The sequence below is a fragment of the Gilliamella sp. App4-10 genome, from assembly GCF_001690495.1.
GTDB classification, from domain to species: Bacteria; Pseudomonadota; Gammaproteobacteria; order Enterobacterales; family Orbaceae; genus Gilliamella; species Gilliamella apicola_G.
The window spans coordinates 45,655-70,187 of sequence record NZ_LZGS01000027.1 but is presented as its reverse complement, the minus strand read 5'-3'; the positions used below and the strand labels follow the sequence as shown (position 1 = coordinate 70,187).

At 35.8% G+C, this 24,533-nt stretch carries 23 protein-coding genes and 1 riboswitch; of the genes, 17 read left to right on the top strand and 6 right to left on the bottom strand.

All coding sequences use genetic code 11. The features are described 5' to 3' along the window. Positions 1-44: 44 nt before the first annotated feature. Complete coding sequence (locus A9G23_RS04555; RefSeq protein WP_065586494.1) at positions 45-1,739, bottom strand: ShlB/FhaC/HecB family hemolysin secretion/activation protein; 1,695 nt, start codon at positions 1,737-1,739, stop codon at positions 45-47. Positions 1,740-2,366: 627 nt separating this feature from the next. Here A9G23_RS04555 and rlmKL point away from each other — a divergent pair. Further along, positions 2,367-4,487: a bifunctional 23S rRNA (guanine(2069)-N(7))-methyltransferase RlmK/23S rRNA (guanine(2445)-N(2))-methyltransferase RlmL gene (gene rlmKL / locus A9G23_RS04550; RefSeq protein WP_065586493.1), complete on the top strand. Its 2,121-nt coding sequence runs from the start codon at positions 2,367-2,369 to the stop codon at positions 4,485-4,487. A gap of 392 nt (positions 4,488-4,879) precedes the next feature. On the opposite strand, the gene A9G23_RS04545 is transcribed toward rlmKL, so the two are convergent. After that, entirely contained in the window at positions 4,880-5,308 is a 429-nt protein-coding gene (locus tag A9G23_RS04545) for a universal stress protein (RefSeq protein ID WP_065586492.1), read from the bottom strand. 276 nt (positions 5,309-5,584) lie between these two features. Between A9G23_RS04545 and A9G23_RS11890 the strand changes: the two genes are divergently transcribed. Both A9G23_RS11890 and A9G23_RS04540 read left to right on the top strand, forming a co-directional pair. Continuing rightward, positions 5,585-5,803 carry a GNAT family N-acetyltransferase gene (locus tag A9G23_RS11890; protein WP_081296951.1) on the top strand — a complete coding sequence of 73 codons (219 nt, stop codon included), beginning with the start codon at positions 5,585-5,587 and terminating at the stop codon, positions 5,801-5,803. A gap of 20 nt (positions 5,804-5,823) precedes the next feature. Then, positions 5,824-6,417, top strand: coding sequence for a Maf family protein (locus tag A9G23_RS04540; RefSeq protein ID WP_065586491.1), 594 nt, complete (start codon positions 5,824-5,826; stop codon positions 6,415-6,417). Between the two features lie 30 nt (positions 6,418-6,447). Here the strand turns inward: A9G23_RS04540 and A9G23_RS04535 are convergent, their stop codons facing one another. Next, the gene (locus A9G23_RS04535) at positions 6,448-6,816 is read right to left on the bottom strand and encodes an ATP-binding cassette domain-containing protein (RefSeq protein ID WP_065586490.1); all 369 of its coding nucleotides are present in this window, start codon (positions 6,814-6,816) and stop codon (positions 6,448-6,450) included. Between the two features lie 12 nt (positions 6,817-6,828). Continuing rightward, complete coding sequence (locus A9G23_RS11730) at positions 6,829-6,960, bottom strand: hypothetical protein (protein WP_255306884.1); 132 nt, start codon at positions 6,958-6,960, stop codon at positions 6,829-6,831. Between the two features lie 364 nt (positions 6,961-7,324). Between A9G23_RS11730 and A9G23_RS04530 the strand changes: the two genes are divergently transcribed. The 13 genes from A9G23_RS04530 (at position 7,325) to thiD (ending at position 20,458) form a co-directional block, all read left to right on the top strand. Continuing rightward, positions 7,325-8,767, top strand: a complete 1,443-nt coding sequence (locus A9G23_RS04530) for an LTA synthase family protein (RefSeq protein ID WP_065586489.1) — start codon at positions 7,325-7,327, stop codon at positions 8,765-8,767. 276 nt (positions 8,768-9,043) lie between these two features. After that, a complete protein-coding gene (gutQ, locus tag A9G23_RS04525; RefSeq protein WP_065586488.1) occupies positions 9,044-10,006 on the top strand; it encodes an arabinose-5-phosphate isomerase GutQ in 963 nt (320 codons plus the stop codon). Positions 10,007-10,191: 185 nt separating this feature from the next. Continuing rightward, positions 10,192-10,713, top strand: coding sequence for a shikimate kinase AroK (aroK, locus tag A9G23_RS04520; RefSeq protein ID WP_065586487.1), 522 nt, complete (start codon positions 10,192-10,194; stop codon positions 10,711-10,713). A 68-nt stretch (positions 10,714-10,781) separates the two neighbouring features. Continuing rightward, a complete protein-coding gene (locus tag A9G23_RS04515; protein WP_065586486.1) occupies positions 10,782-11,567 on the top strand; it encodes an SPOR domain-containing protein in 786 nt (261 codons plus the stop codon). Positions 11,568-11,615: 48 nt separating this feature from the next. Continuing rightward, positions 11,616-12,437, top strand: a complete 822-nt coding sequence (locus A9G23_RS04510; protein WP_065586485.1) for a Dam family site-specific DNA-(adenine-N6)-methyltransferase — start codon at positions 11,616-11,618, stop codon at positions 12,435-12,437. A gap of 38 nt (positions 12,438-12,475) precedes the next feature. After that, positions 12,476-13,153 (top strand): ribulose-phosphate 3-epimerase, encoded by a 678-nt coding sequence (gene rpe, locus A9G23_RS04505; protein ID WP_065586484.1) that lies wholly within the window; start codon positions 12,476-12,478, stop codon positions 13,151-13,153. After that, the gene (locus A9G23_RS04500; RefSeq protein ID WP_065586483.1) at positions 13,146-13,841 is read left to right on the top strand and encodes a phosphoglycolate phosphatase; all 696 of its coding nucleotides are present in this window, start codon (positions 13,146-13,148) and stop codon (positions 13,839-13,841) included. The genes rpe and A9G23_RS04500 overlap by 8 nt, the downstream gene beginning before the upstream one ends. Positions 13,842-13,864: 23 nt before the next feature. Then, the gene (gene trpS / locus A9G23_RS04495) at positions 13,865-14,860 is read left to right on the top strand and encodes a tryptophan--tRNA ligase (protein ID WP_065586482.1); all 996 of its coding nucleotides are present in this window, start codon (positions 13,865-13,867) and stop codon (positions 14,858-14,860) included. A gap of 109 nt (positions 14,861-14,969) precedes the next feature. Further along, complete coding sequence (gene trkA, locus A9G23_RS04490; RefSeq protein WP_065586481.1) at positions 14,970-16,331, top strand: Trk system potassium transporter TrkA; 1,362 nt, start codon at positions 14,970-14,972, stop codon at positions 16,329-16,331. Positions 16,332-16,618: 287 nt separating this feature from the next. After that, positions 16,619-17,650 carry an AI-2E family transporter gene (locus tag A9G23_RS04485; protein WP_065586480.1) on the top strand — a complete coding sequence of 344 codons (1,032 nt, stop codon included), beginning with the start codon at positions 16,619-16,621 and terminating at the stop codon, positions 17,648-17,650. 403 nt (positions 17,651-18,053) lie between these two features. Next, a riboswitch (TPP riboswitch) is annotated at positions 18,054-18,155 on the top strand. Positions 18,156-18,209: 54 nt separating this feature from the next. Further along, positions 18,210-18,995, top strand: a complete 786-nt coding sequence (gene thiM / locus A9G23_RS04480) for a hydroxyethylthiazole kinase (RefSeq protein ID WP_065586479.1) — start codon at positions 18,210-18,212, stop codon at positions 18,993-18,995. A 12-nt stretch (positions 18,996-19,007) separates the two neighbouring features. Then, the gene (thiE, locus tag A9G23_RS04475) at positions 19,008-19,649 is read left to right on the top strand and encodes a thiamine phosphate synthase (protein WP_065586478.1); all 642 of its coding nucleotides are present in this window, start codon (positions 19,008-19,010) and stop codon (positions 19,647-19,649) included. An 11-nt stretch (positions 19,650-19,660) separates the two neighbouring features. Further along, positions 19,661-20,458 carry a bifunctional hydroxymethylpyrimidine kinase/phosphomethylpyrimidine kinase gene (gene thiD / locus A9G23_RS04470; protein WP_065586477.1) on the top strand — a complete coding sequence of 266 codons (798 nt, stop codon included), beginning with the start codon at positions 19,661-19,663 and terminating at the stop codon, positions 20,456-20,458. A 215-nt stretch (positions 20,459-20,673) separates the two neighbouring features. Here thiD and A9G23_RS04465 read toward each other — a convergent pair whose 3' ends face one another. Further along, the gene (locus tag A9G23_RS04465; protein WP_065586476.1) at positions 20,674-20,877 is read right to left on the bottom strand and encodes a heavy-metal-associated domain-containing protein; all 204 of its coding nucleotides are present in this window, start codon (positions 20,875-20,877) and stop codon (positions 20,674-20,676) included. A gap of 244 nt (positions 20,878-21,121) precedes the next feature. On the opposite strand from A9G23_RS04465, the gene A9G23_RS04460 reads away from it, so the two are divergent. Next, complete coding sequence (locus A9G23_RS04460; RefSeq protein WP_065586475.1) at positions 21,122-22,057, top strand: hypothetical protein; 936 nt, start codon at positions 21,122-21,124, stop codon at positions 22,055-22,057. 503 nt (positions 22,058-22,560) lie between these two features. Here the strand turns inward: A9G23_RS04460 and A9G23_RS04455 are convergent. Further along, the gene (locus A9G23_RS04455) at positions 22,561-24,051 is read right to left on the bottom strand and encodes a hypothetical protein (RefSeq protein WP_065586474.1); all 1,491 of its coding nucleotides are present in this window, start codon (positions 24,049-24,051) and stop codon (positions 22,561-22,563) included. Positions 24,052-24,533: the final 482 nt, after the last annotated feature.

The following is a 24,533-nucleotide window of genomic DNA, read 5'->3' as shown; positions in this document are numbered from 1 at the left end:
TATTTTTATTATTCTGATATTGATTGTGTATTGATTATTTAACATCAATAATTCCAGTTTACGCTAAACCCTAATACTAATGGATTAGTTTTAAAGCCTTTGGGTTTACGAATCGGTGTGCCAGCAAAAAGGTCATAGTAAAAACCATAATTATTGCCTCTAACACCAATAACGCCTCCAGTTAAGTGCCTACCCAACAAATATTCACTTTTTGCTCCAGATACTTCACCTGTATCGATACCTAAATAAGGCTCGTGATTAAAAGGCCCCTGCCAGGCAAGCTCATTACGTGCATACCAACCTCGGTCAGCTTTCAAGGTTAATTCACCATCAAAACCTCGTATACTCCAGCGCCCACCTATCGAAAACTGGTCTGGCGAGGTTAAACGTTCGCCTCGCGTATATTGACCTTGATAGTCTAAGCGATAACGAAATTGTTGCTGACCCAAGTTAAAAGGTACGTTGGCCGATAAGTTAACTAAAAAGATGTTAGATAACGCACTACCATTATCTTCCGGATTTCGCTCTTCGGGTGCTTTTTGTGCATTAAACCAACGCACACCTTTTTGATAAGTGACCCCTGCATCTAATGTAATATTGTTAATATAGTGTCGATGTTGCAAGCCCAATTGCCAATTTGTCGTCTTTCGTTGCTGGATTTCGATTTCGGTATCATTTATATAGTTATGCGATTGGCGTAGGCTAATACCATAACTTAATGTCGTTTTTTGTGATTCATTGCGGTGAATGACTCGGCTAAGTTGTATGTTGGCGTTACGACTGCGACCACTATATTGATAATCATAATTTTGTCCCGCTACGGTTTGATGATATTTGTTACCTGATAGCGAAGTATTTAATAGCCAATACCCCAATGGCATCGAATACGATAATAAATAGTTCCGTGAACCGTATTTTCCTTTGCCGTTTAAATCATGCCCACCAAAGACATAAAAGGAATCACTTAATGACAATAAGTTATCCAAATAAAGGGTCGCTCCACCTTGGTCTCGCCCCGTTGTTTTGGTGCCAGAATCATCAACTGATAATCCTAATCGCCACATTTTTGTTTGTTTGCGAGTAATAACAATGTCACTTTCACCCGGTTTATCCCCTGGCACTAACTGCATCTGTGCACTCACCGTAGGTAAACGTTGTAAGTTCTCAAGCCCTTGCTCAATATCACGTAAATTGAGTATCTTGTTTTCTCTCGCTGGCATGGCAGTATAAAGCTGGGCATATTTATCACTATCATCACTGTAGTTAATGTGTCTAACTTGACCTTCAACAAGCCGTAATTTTAAAGTTTCATCCGCTAAATCTTGTTCTGGTGCAACAACCCTAGTCGTGATAAAACCATAGCTCACTAAGCGATCTTGTAGTTTACTCATCAGTAAACTTATTCCTTGCCCACCCAAACAATGGTGCTCTGCTTGTTGCGCTAGTTTTTTTAATGGAATAAACCAAGGTAATTTGTCACGGTCAACTAATTCAACCTGACTAATATTGAAACATAACGACTCAACAGGAAGGTCTAACTCTCCTGATGTCGCAGTAGGCGGTAATAAATGGATATCTGGTGCAGCAGGATTCAATGAATCTTGTAGTGCTTTTTCACGCTCTTGCTGGCGGAGCAATTGCTGATCACTAAGTGCTTGTGTTTGTACCGGTTTTTGTTCTGCCAACAAAATAGACGTAGGAAAAACAACTAATGCAAAACTTAATAAATATTTTTTCATCAAAAAAGCTTCTCAGTTTAAAACTAATCCAATTACCACCCAAAATTTAGGCAGCAATGTTAAGCTGAATCAAAAAAAATGTCCACGGTAATAATGACAAATATCAATAAAAAATAATATTATATTATTTTTTAATATGTTAAGTTTCAAGCGAGGTTTATGTTATAGATTGGCTTTAATTTGATCACTTTTTACTGTCTCAATGAAAGGCACATTATTGTTATTGGAATATGACCAAAACTACATTATAAAAATAAACGTATTAGATAAATAATAATCTTTCAAGTGCAACTATCCCCTAAGATAATATCGTCAAAAATAGAAAATCCTCTATTATAAAAGCAATAGAGGAGTCGAATATAAAAAATGACGGCACATCAAATTGATGCTATTGGAAATGAAAAGTAAACCGATGTTCCAGTTAAAGAACCATGTCATATAAAGATCTTTGTCATAAAAAAGAATTTTTATCTATCAATACGATATTCACCGTTTATATTTGATTAAACTTCCTTACAAAATTATTATCACTCATTAAACAATATTCTTGTTAAATTCAGCCTTTATTTCCCACTATTGCAATTAGTCGGTATAATGCCTGCAATTTTATTGTAAAGTGGATTATGCATGAAAACGCTATTTGCCAGCACATCTCGCGGGCTTGAAGAGTTATTAAAAAAAGAGTTAGAACAAATTGGTTCAACCAATTGTAAGATTACGCAAGGCGGTGTCTATTTTGATGCTGACGAAACAACTTTATATCAATCACTATTATGGTCACGTTTAGCGTCACGCATTTTATTGCCAATAGCCGAATTTGATATCTATAGTGATTTAGATCTCTATTCTTGCGTGTTCAATATTAAATGGACTGATATTTTTGCTGTCGATAACGCTTTTGTGATCAACTTTGTTGGTGTTAACGAGTTTATTCGTAATAGCCAATATGGTGCACTTAAGATCAAAGATGCCATTGTCGATCATTTTTTACGTCATACCAACCAACGCCCTAATGTGGCAAAGCAAGATCCAGATATTCGGCTTCATGCTTATTTAAATAAAAACCGTGTCACACTGTCTTTAGATTTGAGTGGTAATAGCTTACATGAGCGTGGTTATCGCCAGCAAACAGGGCAAGCACCATTAAAAGAGACTCTTGCTGCTGCCATTATTATGCGTTCAGGTTGGCAAAGTGATGAACCATTACTTGACCCAATGTGTGGTTCGGGCACGCTACTGATTGAAGCCGCGATGATTGCATCAAAAATCCCACCGGGATTACAACGCAAACAATGGGGATTTTTTGCTTGGAAAGGATTTAATCCTACTTTGTGGAATTCGCTGTTATTTTCAGCTAAACAAAATGTTTGCAAACCCAATACCCCTTTTATTGGTTACGATAATAACCCAGCAGTACTTGAACGAGCCAAACAAAATGCCATCCAAGCAGGCGTGGGCGATTTAATTACGTTTTCAGTGCAAGATGTAACGCAATTAAGTCATCCATTACTAACACAAACAACTGGCATGATTATTAGCAATCCACCTTATGGCGAACGCTTAGAAAGTGAGCCAGCACTGATTGCTTTGCATACGGCACTCGGTCAACAAATTAAACAAAATTTTGGTGGGTGGAAATTATCGCTATTTAGCGGCGCACCACAGTTATTAGATTGCTTACAAATGCGAGCAGACAGACAATTCAAAGCCAAAAATGGTCCACTCGACTGTATACAAAAAAATTATGTCATTGCTAAGCGTAACACTGAAAATCCAATCAATAATCCAACGTTGCCAGCTACAGACTTTGCTAATCGATTACGCAAAAATAAGCAAAAGTTAGAAAAATGGGCTGCTCAAGAACAGCTAGAATGCTATCGACTTTATGATGCGGATTTACCTGAATATAACGTCGCTATCGATCGTTACAAAGATAAAATAGTCATGCAAGAATACGCCGCACCAAAAAACATCGATCCACAAAAAACGCGCCAGCGACTTTTTGATATTATCAATGCGACCATGTCAGTACTTGAGCTTACGGCCGATCAGCTAGTATTAAAAACGCGTGAAAAGCAAAAAGGTAAACAGCAATACCAAAAGCTTGGGCAAAAACAGGACTACTTTTTAGTACATGAATACCCAATTAATCAACGCAAAACCGCATTTTGGGTCAATGTGACCGATTATTTAGATACCGGCTTGTTTTTAGATCATCGCTTAGCACGAAAAATGATTGGTGAAATGAGTGCCGGCAAAGACTTTTTAAATCTATTTGCCTACACAGGTAGCGCAACGGTTTATGCTGGACTTGGCGGAGCAAAATCAACCACTACAGTCGATATGTCTCGCACCTATTTGGAATGGGCTGATCGTAATTTAAAACAAAACGGTTTAACGGGTAAAAAGCATCGATTAATTCAGGCCGATTGTTTGCTCTATTTATCTCAGGCTGATGAGCAATTCGATTTAATTTTTATCGATCCGCCGACATTTTCAAACTCAAAACGCATGAACGATACTTTTGATGTACAGCGTGATCATCTAAAATTAATGACCGATTTAAAACGCTTATTACGTCCTAATGGAACGATTATCTTTTCGAATAATAAGCGTGGTTTTAAAATGGATAGTGTTGGTATGCAAAACCTAGGGTTAACTTATCAAGAAATTACCCATAAAACGTTATCACTTGATTTTAAGCGTAATAAACAAATTCACTGCTGTTTTATTGTAAAACATCAATAGTGAAAGTGGGGAAACAGCTAGGTATATCATTGATTTTATTTTAGTTTTATAACAACTTTCAGATAAAAAATTAAATAAAATCAATACTCTACCTGAACACTTTTATAGAAACACGAAAAGCCAGCAAAACACCCAATCCCAAACCAAATACGGAATCGACCGTCAAAATGTGTCGATAACCAAGAAATGAAAAGAAGTTAGCCTTGCTAACTCCACTTTGTGAATATCTCTCAGAAGGTTTATTAAGAGGAGGACATATATCCTCCCTTAATTCGGGCGTTATCATCGTATAAAAATGCTCACCGAATCTTATAACACTTGATACCTGCGACCATCAAAAAACAATGCAGATAGCATATTGATTTTAAGTATTTTATTCTTAAAAGACTCTTCTACCTGATCACCAATACCGCCGTTTTAGCACCACGTACTACACCTGACGCATTCGATCCTAAAAGATGCGTTGAGATATTAGGACGGCGTGATCCTAGAATAATTAAATCAGGTTGAATTTCTTCCGCTAAGCGGAGAATTTCATCCCTTGGATGACCAAATGCAATAGAAAACGATAAATTTTCACGTGGTAAATTAATCGAGTCAATCAGTTTGTGCAAGTGCTGTTCTGTCTGCACTGTGGCTTTATCCTTAAATTCGTCAAAACCAAAGGAGTAAGCATTCACAATAGCTGATGCAACGGGTAATGTATGAAAAAAGATAACTTCGGCATTAGACAATTTGGCTAAGTACTCTACATGTGGGATGACTTTTTTAGTTAATTCTTCTTCAAGCACATCGATAGGAACCAAAATTTTTTTGTACATAACTCCCCCCTTGCTTTGTTATAGTTTCGATGTTTCGATTATATATTCAGTGATAGATAAAAGATGTTTGACTTAGTCACTATGATACGCATTTTAAATGTAATCCTTAATTATTTTTTATTCGATTTATGATAAAGATCAGCATGAGTCGCATTATTTATCGTTTTGATGTCAAACCAACACTCGAACAAGCCATCACATTTTTTTGTCACTGCACGTTTTCAAGCTATATTAGATAATACCAATTTTATTATAACTGCTTGACATGATGATAAACTGATTAGTATTGCGCGTTGTTTAACGGATTTTGTTTATATCACTTATTTAGCCGATCTCGCGGTGGTTAAAGATTATCAACGACAAGGCATCGGCAAGCAATTAATAAAAGAAGTGAAAAACAATACTGGTAAAGCATGTCCAATTACCCTACTGGTTGTACCACAGGTAGTTGATTATTATGTTCATATCGGTTTTAATGCACATTATTCAGACTGAATTTTAAGAGAAAACCAAAAATGAGAATCATTTTAGCATCAACATCAGCATCGCGTAAAAAAGTGCTCGAAAAATTAGCCATTCCGTTTGAATGTGTGCCCCCTATATGCGATGAAACACCGCTAGCCGGTGAGTCAGCCCAGCAATTGGTGGTTCGGCTAGCAAAACTAAAAGCCCAATCATTAGCGACGCAATTTGCTGATAGTTTAATTATTGGTTCGGATCAAGTCGGCGTGTTAGACGGTAATATGGTTTGCAAACCGCATACGATTGATAATGCCCGACAACAGCTTCGACAAAGCAGCGGTAAAGCCTTCTATTTTTATACTGGCATGACGGTAATTAATACCAAAACACAACAACAAATCACCATTTGCGAACCGTTTAAGGTGACTTTTCGGCACTTAACTGATCCAGAAATTGATGCCTACATTAGCAAAGAGATGCCTTTGCAATGTGCTGGCAGTTTTAAATGTGATGAACTTGGCATTACCCTGTTTGATAAGCTAGAAGGCGATGATATTCATTCACTCGTTGGATTGCCGTTATTAAAACTCAATAAAATTATGATTGAAATGGGCTGTAATCCGTTATTAATGTCGTCAGTCAGCTAGCCCTCCCCTTTTAATTGCCAATATGATGCATTAGTCAAATAATCGCCCTACTGACATTTTCATGATTTTTCGGCTATAATGGGCAACATTTTTATCATGAATAATCATCAATAAGGCGGTGCCTTGTTGATGAATTTCGGTAAGCAATTGCCTGATTTCAGCTGTACTATTTTCTTCATCAAGATCACTGGTTGGCTCATCGGCAATAATTATTTGAAGTTTACAAATTAGTGCTCGTAAGATCGCAATACGGCGCATTTCACCACCTAACATATTAGCTGGATAGGTATTTTGCAAATAGCTTATTCTGGCTTTTTTAAGCAGACTTTGTGCATAACTTAGACTACGTTGATTAGGTCCTTTGGTTAAATAAAAGGGTGATATCTTTGATTTTATCAATCAAATCGACTTTTACATAAAAGCTACTTGGTTCACTACGCAATAGAACAACTTCCATATTTTTTCATAGCCATAAGGTACAATAAGACTATCTGCGCCCAATCGGTTAGCCATGCCTGAAATACCAAGACTGAGTTTTTTCATCAGCACGCTTTAGTTTGTGGTGTCGGTAATGTAATATCGGCATAACAACAAAAAGATAATAAAAACAAAGATAAAATGAAAACCACTTTCCGCATAACCCACAACATATAACACATTGAAATTATTGCAGTTAATATGGATGACATCTTATTGTGAATAATGTCAATTATCAACCTTAAATAATAACAATTATCATTTGGTATTAGTGGTAACACTATTTTTCAATTTTTACTTTGTAAACTACATTATCATTATAGAAGATAACGTCATAAATCAAATAACATTAGTTGATATTTTTATTTTTTGTGTATTAAGTATATACTTGTGAAAAATTGATTCTTGAGTAAATTGAGTAACAACTATTATGCCATTATCGACATTAATTATTTTACCACTTTTTATCATCACAATTATTTTTGCCTCACTCTTTAAACAGAAAAAATGGCAACTTCTAAGTATAATATTACTGACGGCCTTTATCGTAATGGAGCTCACTTCTATCTACTTTAGTGGTGGCTTTATTGATTATCAGTTTTATGTGAATTTAAACATTAATGATATTATAGAAGGGCTATTTATTTTTAAATTGCAAGCAGCCTTGGTTATTGTTGTTTTTTTTGCCCTTATTTTTTTACTATCAAAACTAGCGAATTGGTGCAAACGTAAATGCCATTTAATTGTGCGTTTGTTATTAGCCTTTGCAGCAATCATCTCAATTAGTTATCATAATGGACCATTAAGCCGTTTATATGAAATCTATCAAGTCACTAGCGCCCCTCGTGAGCCGTTTGAGCAAGCATTACAATCGCTCAACATGACTAATTACACCAATAAAAATCAGCTTGTTAGCCATCAGGGTAAAAATATTATTGTGCTATCATTAGAATCGTTTGAACAAGGCTTTTTCGATTTTGAAGATATTACCCCTAATTTACGACAACTTCGCCAAGATTATACCTTTTTTGATAATATGCCAATGAGTTCAGGAAGTACTTGGACTACCGCATCGATGTACACTTATATGACGGGTATGCCTTTTTTAATTGGTGGCTACACCACCTCACCATTAATGCGCGCAGACCAAACCCATTTAGTTAGTTTGGGCGATGTACTTAATCAAGCGGGGTATCAAACCCGTTATGTGATGGCTAGTCCAGATTTTGCTGGCATTGGACATACTGCTGAGCTGTTTGGTATGCAAGTTATTTCCGAAAAAAACTATGTTGGACAATATCCACCTGCACCTTTTGGGTTGTATGACAAAGATATTTTTGATATTGCGCAAAAACAAATTACCGAAATGCACCAAGCAAATAAACCCTTTGCTTTGTTTGTTTCAACTGTTTCAACCCATGCTCCAAATGGTTTTGATGATGAAAGGATGAGGTCTGTGATTTCACCAAAAGCTGACAATATGTCGTTTGTTGCAGCTTCATTGGATCATAATTTAGGACATTTCATTCAATATTTAAAAGATGAAGATATATTAAAAGATACCATATTTTATATTTTTCCAGATCATTTAATGATGGGCGCTGGCACGCCAACAATCAATCGTCTTTCACAAAAAGAGCGCAAACTTTATTTATTAACAAATGCACGTACACAAGATCTACAAAAAACGCCCGATCAAACTATTTATCAAATAGATTTGCCGCGTTTAATTTTAAACGGTGCACAAGTTGAAAGTAATGCCAAATTTTTGACTGACTATTTACCCGAACCTAATTTTGATAAAAAACAGTTTGTTGAACAAAATAAATCCAATATTGCAACGATCAATAATTCAGCACAAGTGTTCAAATAGGCATTTAAAATGACGTTTGATTGATACATCATTGGCTCTTATTTTAATTATACTGAGGATCAAAGTCGTTTTGAGATTTTAAGTGATTATCAAGTAACAGGTAGATTTTATATTCAAACTCTTATCTACCTGAAACTTTTTCACAAACAGACTTTCTTTTTTGAATATTCAAACGTTAATTGTTAAAATGATAATAATTTAGCTTTTATAATCGTCACCTTTGTTTACCAATTATAAATTCATGATCACTCATTTTTATTCGATAGGCTAATTGAAATGGATAAATTATTACAATATGGTCGAGAGCTTTTAGCATTAGAGTTACACGAAGCGCAAAAATTACCTAATCGACTTGGCAAAGATTTTATTAACGCATGTCAGCTTATTCTAACCACCAAAGGTAAAGTTGTTGTTTCAGGTATTGGAAAGTCTGGACACATAGGTAAAAAAATTGCCGCTTCGTTAGCCAGTACAGGCAGTCCAGCTTTTTTTATGCATCCATCAGAAGCATTGCATGGTGATTTAGGAATGGTAACCCCAAACGACATAGCCGTTTTAATTTCTTATTCAGGCCGAGCCAAGGAGTTTAATTTTATTTTACCTATTCTTGCCGAAATGAATGTACCTGTTATTGCTATTACTGGAGGACTAGATTCGCCACTTGCTAAATCAGCTCAAGCCATTCTTGATATTTCAATTGAAAAAGAAGCTTGTCCAATGGGACTTGCACCAACGTCAAGTTCGACTAACACGTTATTAATGGGTGATGCACTAGCAATTGCTGTCATGCGCGCACGAGGCTTTAAAGAGGACGATTTTGCACGATCCCACCCTGCTGGTAGTTTAGGTGCTAAGCTACTCAACCATGTCAAAGATGTTATGCGAACCGGCGATCGACTTCCTAAAGTTTTACAATCTGCAACCGTATTTGATGCCATGCTAGAATTAAGTCGAACAGGTGTGGGATTAGTTGCAATCTGTCAGGATAATAATAAAATAATTGGGGTATTTACCGATGGCGATTTACGTCGCTTATTATTAAAAAATGGCACATTACAAGATAGTATTATAGACGTTATGACCAGCCCTGGGCATCGTATTCCTGCAAATTGGAAGGCCGTTGAAGCGTTAAAATCATTTAATGATCATAATATTACCGCCGCACCAGTCGTTAACAGTGATGGTAAATTAGTAGGCGCTCTAAACATCCATGATTTGCATCAAGCTGGCATTAGCTAAAACTATTGATAAATACCTATTGCCAAAAGGTACTATCTATTGAGATAATTACCGACCTAAATTTTTGTCGTTAGACGGAGATCCAAGAAAAGTTACACAGTGATAACGCGAATGATTTTATAAATCATAGTAAGTTGATATTGTGTTGTATATTTTAACCAAAATTAATAGATGATGAAACTACAATGGCAGAAAAGCGAAATATCTTTCTAATTGGCCCAATGGGGGCAGGGAAAAGCACTATAGGCCGACAAATTGCACAACAATTAGGCATGGATTTTTTTGACTCAGATCAAGAGATTGAAAAACGTACTGGTGCCGATATTGCATGGATTTTTGATCTAGAAGGGGAAGACGGATTCCGTGCCAGAGAAGAAAAAGTTATTAATGAGTTGACTGAAAAACAAGGCGTAGTTCTTGCAACTGGTGGGGGATCTGTTTTATCTAAAGAGACACGCAATCGATTATCGGCTCGTGGAATTGTTGTCTATCTTGAAACAACTATTGAAAAACAAATGGCAAGAACGCAAAAAGATAAACGTCGCCCATTATTGCAAGGTGGTAACACTCCGCGTGAGCTTTACGAAGAACTTGCCGATAAACGCGAGCCTCTTTACGAAGAAATTGCCGATATTACAATTAAGACCGATGAACAAAGTGCCAAAGGTGTTGCAAGTTATATCATTGATAAAATCGAGCAAATTTAAACCATTTTTTACTTATGTTGGCAAGTTATAGCGAAGCAATAAACCTATTAATAGGTTAAGGAGTAAGAATGCGTGTTGATAGAGAGGATCGTTATTTATCTGAACAACCTAATAAAAGCGCTATACTCTCAAAATTACCAAGTTTGTTGCAAGAATTTTTTAAAAAAAAGTTAGCTATTCTTGGTATGGCAGTTGTCATTATCCTGTTATTGCTTAGCTGGCTTTTGTTTCCTGTTTCAAACAAAAATGAACCAACACTATTAACACCACCAGAGATTAATGGTGTTGCAACTTCGCAAGTGTCGAATGATGCCCTTACACAGGGACAAGCTGCTCTGACAAAAACTAGTTCGGGGGAAAATATAGTTCTAGACGAACAGTTTAGACAACTAGATAACCAGCAAAGACCTGAGGTAAAACATAATCCAGTTACACCATTGAGTCATCCAAATATTAATGGCGCTTCAGGTTTAAATAACGTTAAAACGAATGCGAATTCAACAAAGGCTAGCATAAATAAAGATGCCGTTGATAAAATAAATCATCATAAACCCCATGAAAAATTGGGGTTAGAGAATAATTTAAAGCTAGGGGATAATAGTTATAGCATTCAACTTACTGCGTCTAAATCAGCTGATGGTCTAAAAAAGTTTGTTGAACACCATAAAATAACCAATTATCAAATTTATGAAACTCAACGTAATAATGAAAAATGGTATATTTTAATTAAAGGCAACTACTCATCATCTGAAGAAGCACATAAAGCAATTAAGTCTTTACCAAGTGCACTACAAAAAAATAAGCCATGGGTTAAATCTAGTGCAACGATTAATAAAGAGAAAGCATCAAAATAACAAACGACGTCGTTTATTTATCCGATCAACGACAAATAGGAGTATCCGTTGAAGAAGCAACGAGCCTTTTTAAAATGGGCTGGAGGAAAATATGAGCTCGTGGACACAATTAAACGATATCTACCAGAAGGCGATCAACTGATTGAACCTTTTGTCGGGGCTGGTTCTGTGTTTTTAAACACTAACTATAAAAGTTATATTTTAGCAGATATTAATCAAGACTTAATTTCATTATTTACATTGTTAAAATCAAGTCCCGATCAATTTATCCGTGATCTTAGATTGCTATTTGTTGCTCAAAATAATCAACCTGATGCTTTTTATCAGCTTCGAGATGTATTTAATCGTAATAAAGACCAGTATTTTAGATCCCTGTTATTTGTCTATTTGAATAGACATGGTTATAACGGTTTATGTCGTTATAATAGTAGAGGGCTATTTAACGTACCATTTGGGCGTTATAAGACAATTTATTTTCCTGAAAAAGAACTCTATTTTTTTGCAGAAAAAGCACAAAAAGCACAATTTATTTGCGCGCCTTATCACGAAGTCATGAATAAAGCGCAACAAAACTCGGTGATTTATTGTGATCCGCCCTATATATCTCCGAATGAATCAGCTGGATTTACGGCTTATTATTCAAATATTTTTGGATTTGAAGAGCATAAAAACTTGTCGAAATTGGCTGAAACCATAGCATATAAAAAAGATATACCGGTACTGGTATCTAATCATTATACTGATTACACCATGACCCTTTACAGTAAAGCGAGTCAACTTTATCGAGCAGAAATGCGACGTTCAATTAGCTGTGCTGGCAAAAGCCGAAAAAAAATCGATGAAATTTTAGCTTTATATAAAAAGTCATAAATAGATTTGAATATAAGGTGAGCTATTAGAGGTAGGTTATGAAAGAATACATTATTGCTCCATCAATATTATCAGCTGATTTTGCTCGTCTTGGCGAAGATACCCAAAAAGTTGTCGATGCAGGTGCTGATGTTATTCATTTTGATGTTATGGATAACCATTTTGTACCTAATCTAACCATGGGTGCGATGTTTTGTAAAGCATTACGAGACTATGGCATAAAAGCACCTATTGACGTGCATTTAATGGTATCACCGGTTGAAGAACTCATCACCGCATTTGCCAAAGCAGGCGCAACCAACATATCAATCCACCCAGAAGCGACCGTTCATTTGGATCGGTCATTACAGTTAATTAAAGATCACGGCTGCACTGCAGGTATTGTATTTAATCCTGCAACACCGCTTGATTATTTAGATTATATTATTGACAAAATTGATATTATTTTATTAATGAGTGTTAATCCTGGTTTTGGAGGACAATCTTTTATACCTTCTACAATTAAGAAGTTACAACAAACCAAACAACGTATTATTGCATCTGGGCGCGATATTCGTTTAGAAATTGATGGTGGCGTAAAAGTCGAAAATATAGCAGAAATTGCCAAAGCAGGTGCCGATATGTTTGTTGCAGGCTCCGCCATATTTAGCCAGCCTGATTATAAAACCGTCATTGATGCCATGCGTAAAGAGTTAGCAGGAGTTATACATGAATAAACTAAAAGATATTCAAGCAATCGCATTTGATTTAGATGGTACATTGGTTGATAGTGTGCCGGGGCTGGCACTAGCTACACAAAATATGTTGGCAGACTTGAATCTACCGACAATCAGCAATGAACAAGTCAAAAATTTTGTCGGTAATGGTATTGATATCATGCTCGAGCGAGTATTTAAAGCCATTCAAGTTGATCCATCAACTGAGCTACTGGCAAAAGCTAAAAATCTATTTAACCAGCATTATGATAAAGTTATTGATGCAGAAACGAAACTGTTTCCCAATGTTAAAGAAACCCTAAAAGTGCTTCATGATAATCATTATCCGCTGGCATTAGTGACCAATAAACCTGCACAATTTTTACCGGCCTTGCTGACTTCCTTAGGTATAAAAGAGTACTTTTCGTTAGTTCTTGGTGGTGGTGATGTGATTAAATTAAAACCACATCCAGCGCCGTTGTATCAAGTAATGGCTACATTTGGATTGTTTAGTGATCAGTTGCTTTTTGTTGGCGATTCTAAAAATGATATTACTGCCGCCCAAAATGCTAACTGTCCAACCGTTGCATTAAGCTATGGCTATAACTATGGCATCTCGATCGCTACCAGCAACCCTGATTTTTTATTAGATGATTTTAAAGACATATTAACATTATTACCTCAGCCAAAAGCTGATGCAAAAAAATAATTAGCATAAATTAGGAACAAATTATGAGTAAACCGATTGTATTTAGTGGCGCTCAGCCATCAGGAGAACTAACACTTGGCAACTACTTAGGTGCATTAAAAAATTGGGTGGCTCTGCAAGGCGAATATGATTGCGTTTATTGTATTGTCAATCAGCATGCGATTACCGTACGCCAAGATCCCAACAAATTACGTAAAGCTACATTAGATACACTCGCTCTGTATTTAGCTTGTGGCATCGATCCACAAAAAAGCACTATTTTTGTACAATCTCAAGTGCCTGCACATGCACAGCTGGGCTGGGCATTAAATTGTTATACCTATTTTGGTGAACTCAGCCGTATGACTCAATTTAAAGATAAATCATCTCGTCACTCCGAAAATATCAATGCGGGTTTATTTGATTACCCAGTCCTGATGGCTGCCGATATTTTGCTCTATCAAGCAAACTTAGTGCCTGTAGGCGATGATCAAAAACAACATCTTGAATTATCTCGTGATATCGCTATGCGGTTTAATGCGCTTTACGGTGATATATTTACTGTTCCAGAGCCATTTATTTCAAAAGTGGGCGCACGTGTTATGTCATTGCAAGAACCCACAAAGAAAATGTCTAAATCAGACGACAACCGCAATAACGTAATTGGCTTGCTCGAAAATCCTAAAGATATTGAGAAGAAAATCAAACGTGCAATGACCGATTCTGATGAGCCTCCAGTGGTACGTTATGATCTTAAAAATAAAGCAGGCGTTTCAAACCTACTTGATATTTTGACTGGCGTGACAGGTAAACCCATTACTGAGCTTGAAAAAGAGTTTGAAGGCAAAATGTATGGTCATCTCAAAACTGAAGTAGCAGCGCAAGTCATCGATATGCTGACCACTTTGCAAGCCAAGTATCATCAGTACCGAGATGACGAAAGTTATCTATTTGCCATCATGCAAGAAGGCGCAGAAAAAGCGTATTCAAAAGCCGAACCAACTTTGAAAAAAGTCTATGATGCAATCGGTTTTGTATAATTGCCAAATCAATAATTGATTGTGACTCAAAAATAAAACAGTATGCAATGGCTTTAATAGACTAAATAAATTGGCAACGATTAAAGCCATTTAACTATACGGGTTAGTTATGAAGATTATTATTCTTGGTGCAGGGCAAACCGGTAGTGCACTTGCTGAATATCTCGTTACCGAAAAACAAAACGATGTCACCGTAGTTGATGAAAATTATAATAAATTACAATCACTACAAGAACGTTTTGATTTACAGGTGATTTGTGGAAAATCATCCTATCCTCAGGTTTTAGAAAGTGCAGGTGCCGAATCGGCCGATATGCTTGTCGCGGTAACTAACTCTGACGAAGTCAACATGATGGCCTGCCAAATTGGGCATGTCATGTTTAACATTCCACAAAAAGTCGCACGCATTAGAGCTCCTGAATACAATGACGAAAATTATCCCTTTTTTAATAAAGATTGTATTAATATCGATCATATTATTGCCCCAGAAAACCTTATCACTAATCATATTAGTCAATTAGTCCAATATCCTGGTTCGTTACAATTTGCATCTTTTTATGACAATCGCGTCTGTTTGGTTGCTGTGACGGCCTATTACGGCGGTGCTTTAGTTGGGAGTGAACTATCTGGACTTAAAGAACACTTACCTCATGTTGAAGCTCGGGTTGTCGCAATTTATCGTAAAAATCGCTTTATACGTCCGCTAGGGTCAACCCTTATTGAAGCAGGAGATATGGTTTATTTCATTACACCGCCGGTTAATATTAAAGCGGTGACTAGTGAGCTACAACGTTTAGAAAAGCCCTATAAACGAATCATTATTAGCGGCGGCGGTGGTGTAGCTGTCACTTTAGCAAAGCGTTTAGAAAACGATTATCAAGTTAAATTAATCGAACGCAATGCCGAACGTGCCGAATTAATTGCTGAGCAACTTATTAATACAACGGTTCTGCATGGCGAATCATCGGATCAAGAATTACTCTCACAAGAGCAAGTTGAACTTACTGATCTGTTTATTGCTGTCACCAATGATGATGAATCCAATATCATGTCTTCTATGCTTGCAAAAAGGATGGGAGCAAAAAAAGTGATTGTGTTGATTCAACGCCAAGCCTACCTTGAATTGATTAATGACAGTGTGATTGATATTGCAATTTCACCACAACACGCCACAATTTCAGAACTGTTAAGCCATGTAAGGCAAACGGGCGTTGTTAAAGTCGTTTCATTAAGACAAGGTGAATCCGAGATTGTCGAAATTGCTGCCAATGGGAATAATGAAACATCACGACTCGTTGGCAAAAATATTAATGGTTTAAAATTACCTTCAGGCGCAACTATTGGAGCTGTAGTGCGAGGCGAAGATGTGATTATCGTTAATACTGATTTAACAATAGAAGACAATGATCATCTAATCATCTTTTTGCCAGATAGAAAAGCAATTACAGAGATTGAAAGATTATTACAATAGTTTTTTAAAAAATATAATGTAAATAAAAACACGTTCCCACAAATTTAATATAAAAACTGTCAGGAGGATTATTAATTTTTATTGAGACTTTTACGTCTGTTTTCTGGAGTTTGAATTTAAACTTTAGAAAACCTGCAACTACATAAGATTAGTTCGATATACATAATCATTTAAAAAAATTTAGATTTTAAACAAAGTTTGCCTTAAAGTGGGCTTTAAGCACAGAGCTTAAGCTGCAAAATTTTATTTGACTTTAATGGCTTATTTATTGAAAGGAATTAGTTACCATGTTACTCAATAATAATCAAAAATTAGGTCTATTTTGCCTCACGCTATTTTCCGTTTTTTTCATTATTTTAATGCAAGTTCATTTAATGCCAGCAGTAATTGCCGGTTTATTAACCTATACATTAACTCAAAAATTAGATGAGTTTTTATCACGAAAAATGATACGTTTTAGCCATCAATCAAAATTAGTTTCGGTACTAGTACTCACAACACTGATTATGAGTATTTTTATTGGTGGTTTTTGGTATTTATTTGCTTGGTTTGTTGATATGGCCAAGCACCCTACCGAAACATTAACAAATATGAAATTAGTAGTAAACAATGTAGTAAACAGTCTGCCGTCAAGCGTGACCCATTATTTACCTGATGATTTAGACGAAGTGAAATCAACTATAATGATTTACCTTAAAGATCACGTCTTTTATCTACAATCTATCATCAAAAAAGTATTTCATGATTTAGTCATATTAATTGTGGGAATGATTATTGGATTAATCTTAGGCTATAAAGAAAATCAACGTAGTAGCAATAATAATCAAATGACACAAAGAGCATTAACTAAAGCCTTAAAAACCAGTTTAAATCGATTAGTGGTGGTATTCCAATATGTAGCGATGTCCCAAGTTGTGATTGCATTATTTAATACTATCATGACTGCCATTTTGCTATTTATTATTTTGCCTGTATTTGGCATTCATTTACCGTTTAGTAAAAGTTTAGTGTTAGCCACATTTGTTTTTGGTCTTATTCCAATTATTGGAAATTTGATTGTTAATGGATTAATCTTTTTTGTTGCATTTACCGTATCATTTACCGTCGCAATGGTGATTATTGTTTATTTAATCTTAATTCATAAAATGGAATATGTACTTAATGCAAAAATAGTCGGGACAAAAATTCATGCTGGTATCTGTGAATTGTTAATTTCGATGCTATTTTTAGAGACCCTTTTTGGTGTCATTGGTTTAATTTTTGCGCCTATTTTTTATGCATTTATTAAATTATCATTAAAAGAACTACGAATCATTTAAAGTTAATAATAATAAAAATTGGCAAAAATCAATAATGATTTGTTTGAATAAATATTTAAATTGGAAATATTGTTTCTTATGTCACTAAAGCTAAAAATGCCTGTACCAAGTTTATTTTTGCTGGTATCTATAATGAATTCGTTAATTGTTCTTTAAATGGTGTAATGCAGGAAATAATGGTACCTCAATACTCTGTGGAGAAAATATGCATGGCTTAAAACTACCTACAGGCTTTTCAGGTTGTAGCGAATAGCGAAGATACGATTATCGTTAATACTAATTTAACGATAGAAGACCATGATCATCTAATTCTCTTCTTGCCAGATAGAATGGCAATTACGAGTATTGAAAGATTATTACAATAACTTGTTAAAAACCGATAGTCAGTTCATAATAACTACACAATTTTGACTCGGGGTGTTTTTTGTTTAAACAAAAAACTGAGATTTTACCCGTTGAACCTGATCTGGATTATGCCAGCGTAGGGAAGTCTAAGCTATAAAGTCACTAAATTGGCCAATTCTTCCTAACGTATATAAAATATAAGGAGGGAAGAAATATGCCAGCAGTCAAATCATTTCACACCACGCAAGCAATCGCTTTTATCCATCACATTAAACAACAACGCCCACTCGTGCATTGCATAACTAATGATGTAGTCCAAAATTTTACCGCCAATGTACTACTTGCTATTGGTGCATCACCCGCAATGGTGATTGCCGAGCAAGAAGTTGCGGCATTTGTTACCATTGCCGATAGTTTACTGATTAATATTGGCACCATTCACAGCAGCATAGCCTCAAGTATGTTATTAGCAGCAGCTAAAGCTCAGCAAACACAAACCCCATGGGTACTCGATCCTGTCGCTGTAGGACCTGCACTTAATTACCGTACTGAAATTGCATATCAATTATTATCATTAAAACCAACAGTAATTCGTGGTAATGCCTCAGAAATATTAGCGCTAAATGGTCAAAACTCATCGGCAAAAGGACCTGACGGTCAAGACTCAACCCAATCAGCTTTAAACGCCGCCCAAGAGCTTGCGCAAAAATATCAAACAATTGTTGCAATGACAGGTGATATCGACTATATCACTAACGGTAACAATGTATATAGCATAACAGGAGGCGATATTGCTTTAACTAAAGTGACGGGAACGGGATGTTCGTTATCCGCCATGGTAGCAGCCTTTATAGCCAATTCACCTGACCCTTTATTCGCTACTGCCTCAGCATGTTTTATGATGAAAAAGGCCGCTGAACTTGCCAATAAACAGCAAGGATTAGGCACCTTTATGGTATCTCTATTAGATCAACTCTCGCTATTTAACTCCTCGCTTTAATAAGGGTATCAAATGAAAAAACAATTGGATTTAACCCTTTATTTAGTGCTCGAACCACTACTTTGCGGTGGTATTAGTGGTATGGTCAATACAACTAAAATTGCTGTCAAAAATGGCGTAACTGCTATACAGTTAAGATCAGAAAAAGAACTGGCAGGTAAAGATTGGTATCAAGCAGCATTAGCATTGAAAGAAACGCTAAGTGATACACCTGTCCCGCTATTTATAAATGATCACGTGGATATTGCTTTAGCAATTAATGCCGATGGCGTACATATTGGACAAAGTGATTTACCTGCCGATGTCACTCGCCAACTCATTGGCAAAGATAAATGGTTAGGGTTTTCAGTATCCAATCGCCAACAACTTGATACCACGCCTTGGCAGCTGGTTGATTATATTGGTATTGGTCCTATCTTTCCAACCACAACCAAAAAAGATGTAACAGTAGCACTGGGAACCGAACAGTTAACCAAGTTAGTAGAACTAAAGCAGCGCCCTGCTGTTGCCATTGGTGGTATTGATGAAAACAATGTAACTAATATTATCCAAACAGGCATTGACGGTGTTGCAGTGGTTTCGGCTATTTGTGGCAAAAAAGATATTCAACAAGCAACGTTATCGCTTATTAACAAAATCAAGCACGCTAAATAGGAAATACTATCATGACAACAATTACATTAACCATTGCTGGATCTGATCCTAGCGGTGGCGCAGGTATTCAAGCCGATTTAAAAACCTTTTCTGCACTTGGTGCATATGGTATGTCAGTTATTACCGCCCTAACGGCACAAAGTACACAAGGAGTTGATGCGGTATTAGCGATCCCGCCCGAATTTATTGAAGCCCAATTTAATACGCTTTATCAAGATATTCAAATTGATAGCGTAAAAATAGGAATGCTCATGAATAAAGAGATAGTCATAGCTGTTCACCATCTTCTCCAAACAAATCCCATTCCTATTATCGTATTAGATACCGTCATGGTAGCCAAAGGCGGACATCCACTTCTAAAATCCAATGCAGTAACTACCATTCGTGAGCGATTATTGCCCCTAGCAACAATTATTACTCCCAACCTACCTGAAGCTGCAGCGCTGCTCGATTGTAACGAAGCTAAAACCGAAGATGATATGCAAAAACAAGGGTGTGAATTACTTAAACTAGGTTGCAAAGCGGTCTTAATGAAAGGTGGGCACTTGCTAAGCCATGAAAGTCCAGATTATTTGATAACTCAAGATAGCATCATAAGAATGACCTTTCCGCGAATTCAAACTAAAAATACCCACGGAACCGGCTGCACACTTTCTGCCGCAATTTCAGCATTAGTACCCAAATATAACAACTTAGAAGAGGCCATAAAACAGGCTAAAAACTATTTGCAAGGTGCCATTAGCCATGCCGATGATTTAACTATTGGCAAAGGTGATGGCCCTACACACCATTTTTATCACTGGTGGTAATAAGTCAGCAGTGATCAATGTTTTATCACACAATTTAGCTAAAAAATATCCATAAACAAATTGATTTTATCAAATTTTTAATTAACTCTTATAGAGTTTAAAGTTATTCTTTGGAAAACCGATAACCAAATAAAGTGAAATCGACAAACAGAATGTTTGTCGACACAGTACTTTTCAGAGATAAATGCAAAAAATCTTATCAAAAACCACTTAACTTAATAAGAAACACCAACGAACTGGAAGCCAGCTTCAGCAATCGCCGTAATAACGGCTTCTTGAGAAATAGTGCTATTTTCGATATCAACCTCGTGCTTAGCTATATCAACTGTCACTTTTGCCTTTGGATCAATATCATTGATTGCTTTAGTTATCGTTTTAACACAATGTTGACAACTTATATTATCTACTATTAATTTCATAAAAAAACCTCTTTATCATCAATATTAATGTCATCTTTAATAAATCAAAAAATAAAAGGGCTGAGTTATAACCTATTTTATCTAAGTCAAATCATTGTTTAATCACTTATATCATTAAGTTTAACTATTCATTTCAATTTAATAGTCTTAATTAAAATTTACATAAATTATGCATTAATTTTATATATTTTTTTCAAAAAAATGATAATATTTACATCTTTTTTTATACTTATAATAAATTATCATGAACAAGAAAATAAAATATATTGTGTTGCTAACTTGTAGCTTAACCCTTGTTGGCTGTTCGGAGTCTAGTTCTATCGAACGTTGGATTGACAATCCAACAGCTAATGAAATAAAAGTAATCATTGATGGTGATGAGTTAACCATCCCAGCAAAATCAGGCGTTAATTATACGTTTTCATATGGCAAACACACTATGTCGTATAATAATGATTCTCTCAATTTTATTGTAAAGCCTGCTAAATTTAGTGATTCAGGTTTTATTAACCCAACACAAAGCAATTATTTGCTATACACTATTATATATGCAACCTCTAATATGGATGAAAATGAATACAATAAAGTGTTAGAAAAAGAGCTTAATCGTATTCCTGCAATGATTAACGGAGAAGAATCAGAAATAGAGCTCCCTGTAAAAATAGTCAATGATGTATTTATTGAAAGGAGCAATTATCATTGGAGTTACTCTTTTGATCAATCTTTCCCTGAAGAAATAACACAAGATCTAAATTTAAAGAAACATCAATCTTATTACGAACGATTTAAAAAATTATACCGAGAAAGTGATTTTATTGAGCATTTAAAACAAGATGGAGTGAAAGAAGAAATTAGCTTCCCTTATCATCCTAAAAAGTTCATAGATATAGTCCAATATGTTATTCCAAATATTGATGTAGATAACATAAAATGTGAGGAAGGTCGCCAATATATGAAGAACCTTTTAAATGATTGGAATCAGCTTATTACATTAAAAGGAGATGCTTTTGAAAAATCATTTAAGAAGATAGGAACAGATGATGCAATTATCCAAAGTTACGCTTCTGAAAAGAAATGTACTAAAGACAATGACCCAGATCAAAGTTACCATAAAACATTAGGACAATTTCTGGATGCTCTCCGAAATGCTCGCGACGTCAACTTTTATGTGATCAAATAATCTTGCCATAGTCATTTACAAAAGATTAAAAAAGAGTTTGTTAAACTATCTATCTGCAAAGGAATAAAATTATTTAAAATAGTTTTATTCCTTAAATCTAATCTACATCTATAAAGAAGATTTTTATCATAAAACTTAAATCAGTTATTACTAATTTTGAGGTGATTTTATCGTTGCTATAATTATTGGTTAATTTTGAAAATGTTGAGCTTAGTTAAAAATAATAATTGCGATAACGCTCCACACAATAGAAATTGGTGATAATCCTTAAAAAACCTTATTAAAAATTTTCAGGTAGCTATATGCTTGAGTATAAAAATTAAGTTTTTATTACTTATTGATTTTGACATTTTTTTGGGGAAAGTGTTTTTGCTATTTAATAGCAAATTAATAGCAAAGTGATCAGCTCATAGCCCCTCCTTACGCAGGGGCTAATTTCTTTGGTAACTTCTCCTTAATTTGTCATATAATCTCGCCCACACCCCCAAAATTAAGAACTAAAACTAAGGAGTGACGCAAAGCCCTCTAGATGTGTTACCATTATAGCTGTTGCTCACGGAGCCGTCGTTCGAGCGGACAAAGAACTGGTAGCCGACTCCAGCTACATCGCTCGTCCAGTAGTAGCTGTTGGAGAAAAAGTTTGCATCGGAGTAATTACTCAAGATGCCCCACTCGGCAAAAAATCCTGCTCCAATATAACGCTGATAATGGTTGCCATTTGATATCGGTGTAGCACCAACGGCTCCTCGACAACGGTCAGTTGCCCCACCACCATTACAATTTGAGTTGGTAATGTCTTTTACTTGTACAAGACGATAACCTAAACTGCGACACCATGCTGCTTGATTAGATAATAAATTTTCATTGTCACCTCGGCCGGCGAACCACTTCTGTAACGTAAATCCATATTTTACTATCACATTACCACTACTATCTTTTCCTACTAACTCGAATGTCTGAGGTAAGATTGGCTTAGTAATTCGATTAGGATTATCATTGTTCCATTGGTCTTTTGCCTCTGGACCAGTCAGGGTGACCCGAACAGTTTTACCCGTTGAATCCGGCGTCATAGATGCAGTTATACCCTCATGGGTAACTGGTGCCCAAGTCAATGCATCTGATCCTACTATGTCTAAATCAAAGTATAAATTATGAGCACCCGTAGTTGGGAAATTGCGATCGTATGATGTCGGTGTAGTAGATTGAGGAATAAAACCCTTGGTTGAGCTCCATATGTTAGTAGGACCGGCGAAGTAGATATTATTACCACTACCACCACCATATTTCAAAGACGGTTTAGCATAGCAAATTACAGGAGATGATTTTGGGGTGATGTAATACGTTTCTCGATCGCTGCTGAAAGAAATACTGTTAGGTAAGCCGTACTGCGTTTTTAAACTGCCTTCTGAACTTATTAACACCATCTTATAAGGGGCATTACATAGAGTTAATTCATCACTACGATTAACGGTTTTGTTGTTTTTATCTGTGATGTAAACATACAAATAACCTTGTGCTTTTACCCCATTTTCCTCTTGTCCATCATCATCATCATCTCCCCAATGGTTATAAGGGTCGCTTACGAGCGAATTTAAGTCGATAAAATTCTTTGATGTAGGTACCAACGTGTCAATATCTGCAAAAGTTTCATCGATTTGTGGTAACTCAATCGGATTTGTCGATGATGAAGTATTGTTTGATGGTGTGATTCTAGTTCCATCCGATAACGTGATACCTAACAAACCTTTCGTTGTGCTAATTTTCGTTCTACCTCCATCAAACGTTAAATACGGCGCAGAGCCTTCAATTTCATTTGTCGTAATGGCAGATAACGCATGTGTATTTAATGAATATAGCAACAGCAACAACAGTGCTAATGATAAAAAGACTTTAGATGATGATAATAAGATTAAGAAAGAAGCTTGTCCAAAGTGACGTTTAGAGATATTTAAGACATAAAACCAACAGTACTTGTATCTATAATAGTATTGCATAACATTCTACCTATTAAGTAATTTTTTGATAACCTTGTGTGCTTTTGCTATTTATCAGCAAAAGCACTTTGCTCGTAAAACAAAAGATTAAGCACTAAAGGCTAAAGATAGGCACACAAACCTAACTTCATTAATTGCCCAGTACTCCTTAAAGGAAAAACCTACTACAAAGAAATTGCTTATTGTGCCCATTCACCAACAGACCACTACCAATTCGAAATTAACTATAGTTACCTGTTGATGTCGGTATAGCACCAGATACTTTACTACCATATTTATGACGGAAATAATTAGCGTAACAAATCGCATTGGTAATATCTTTTAAGATTCCTTGCCGATAACCTAAGTTAGAACACCAATTTACTACGTCATCAAAACACCTTTTTATGGTTCCGCAGTTAACAAACCACTTCTACAATACAAAACCATATTTTAATACCACTCTACTATCTCTACCCAATAACACGAATGTCTGCGGTAAG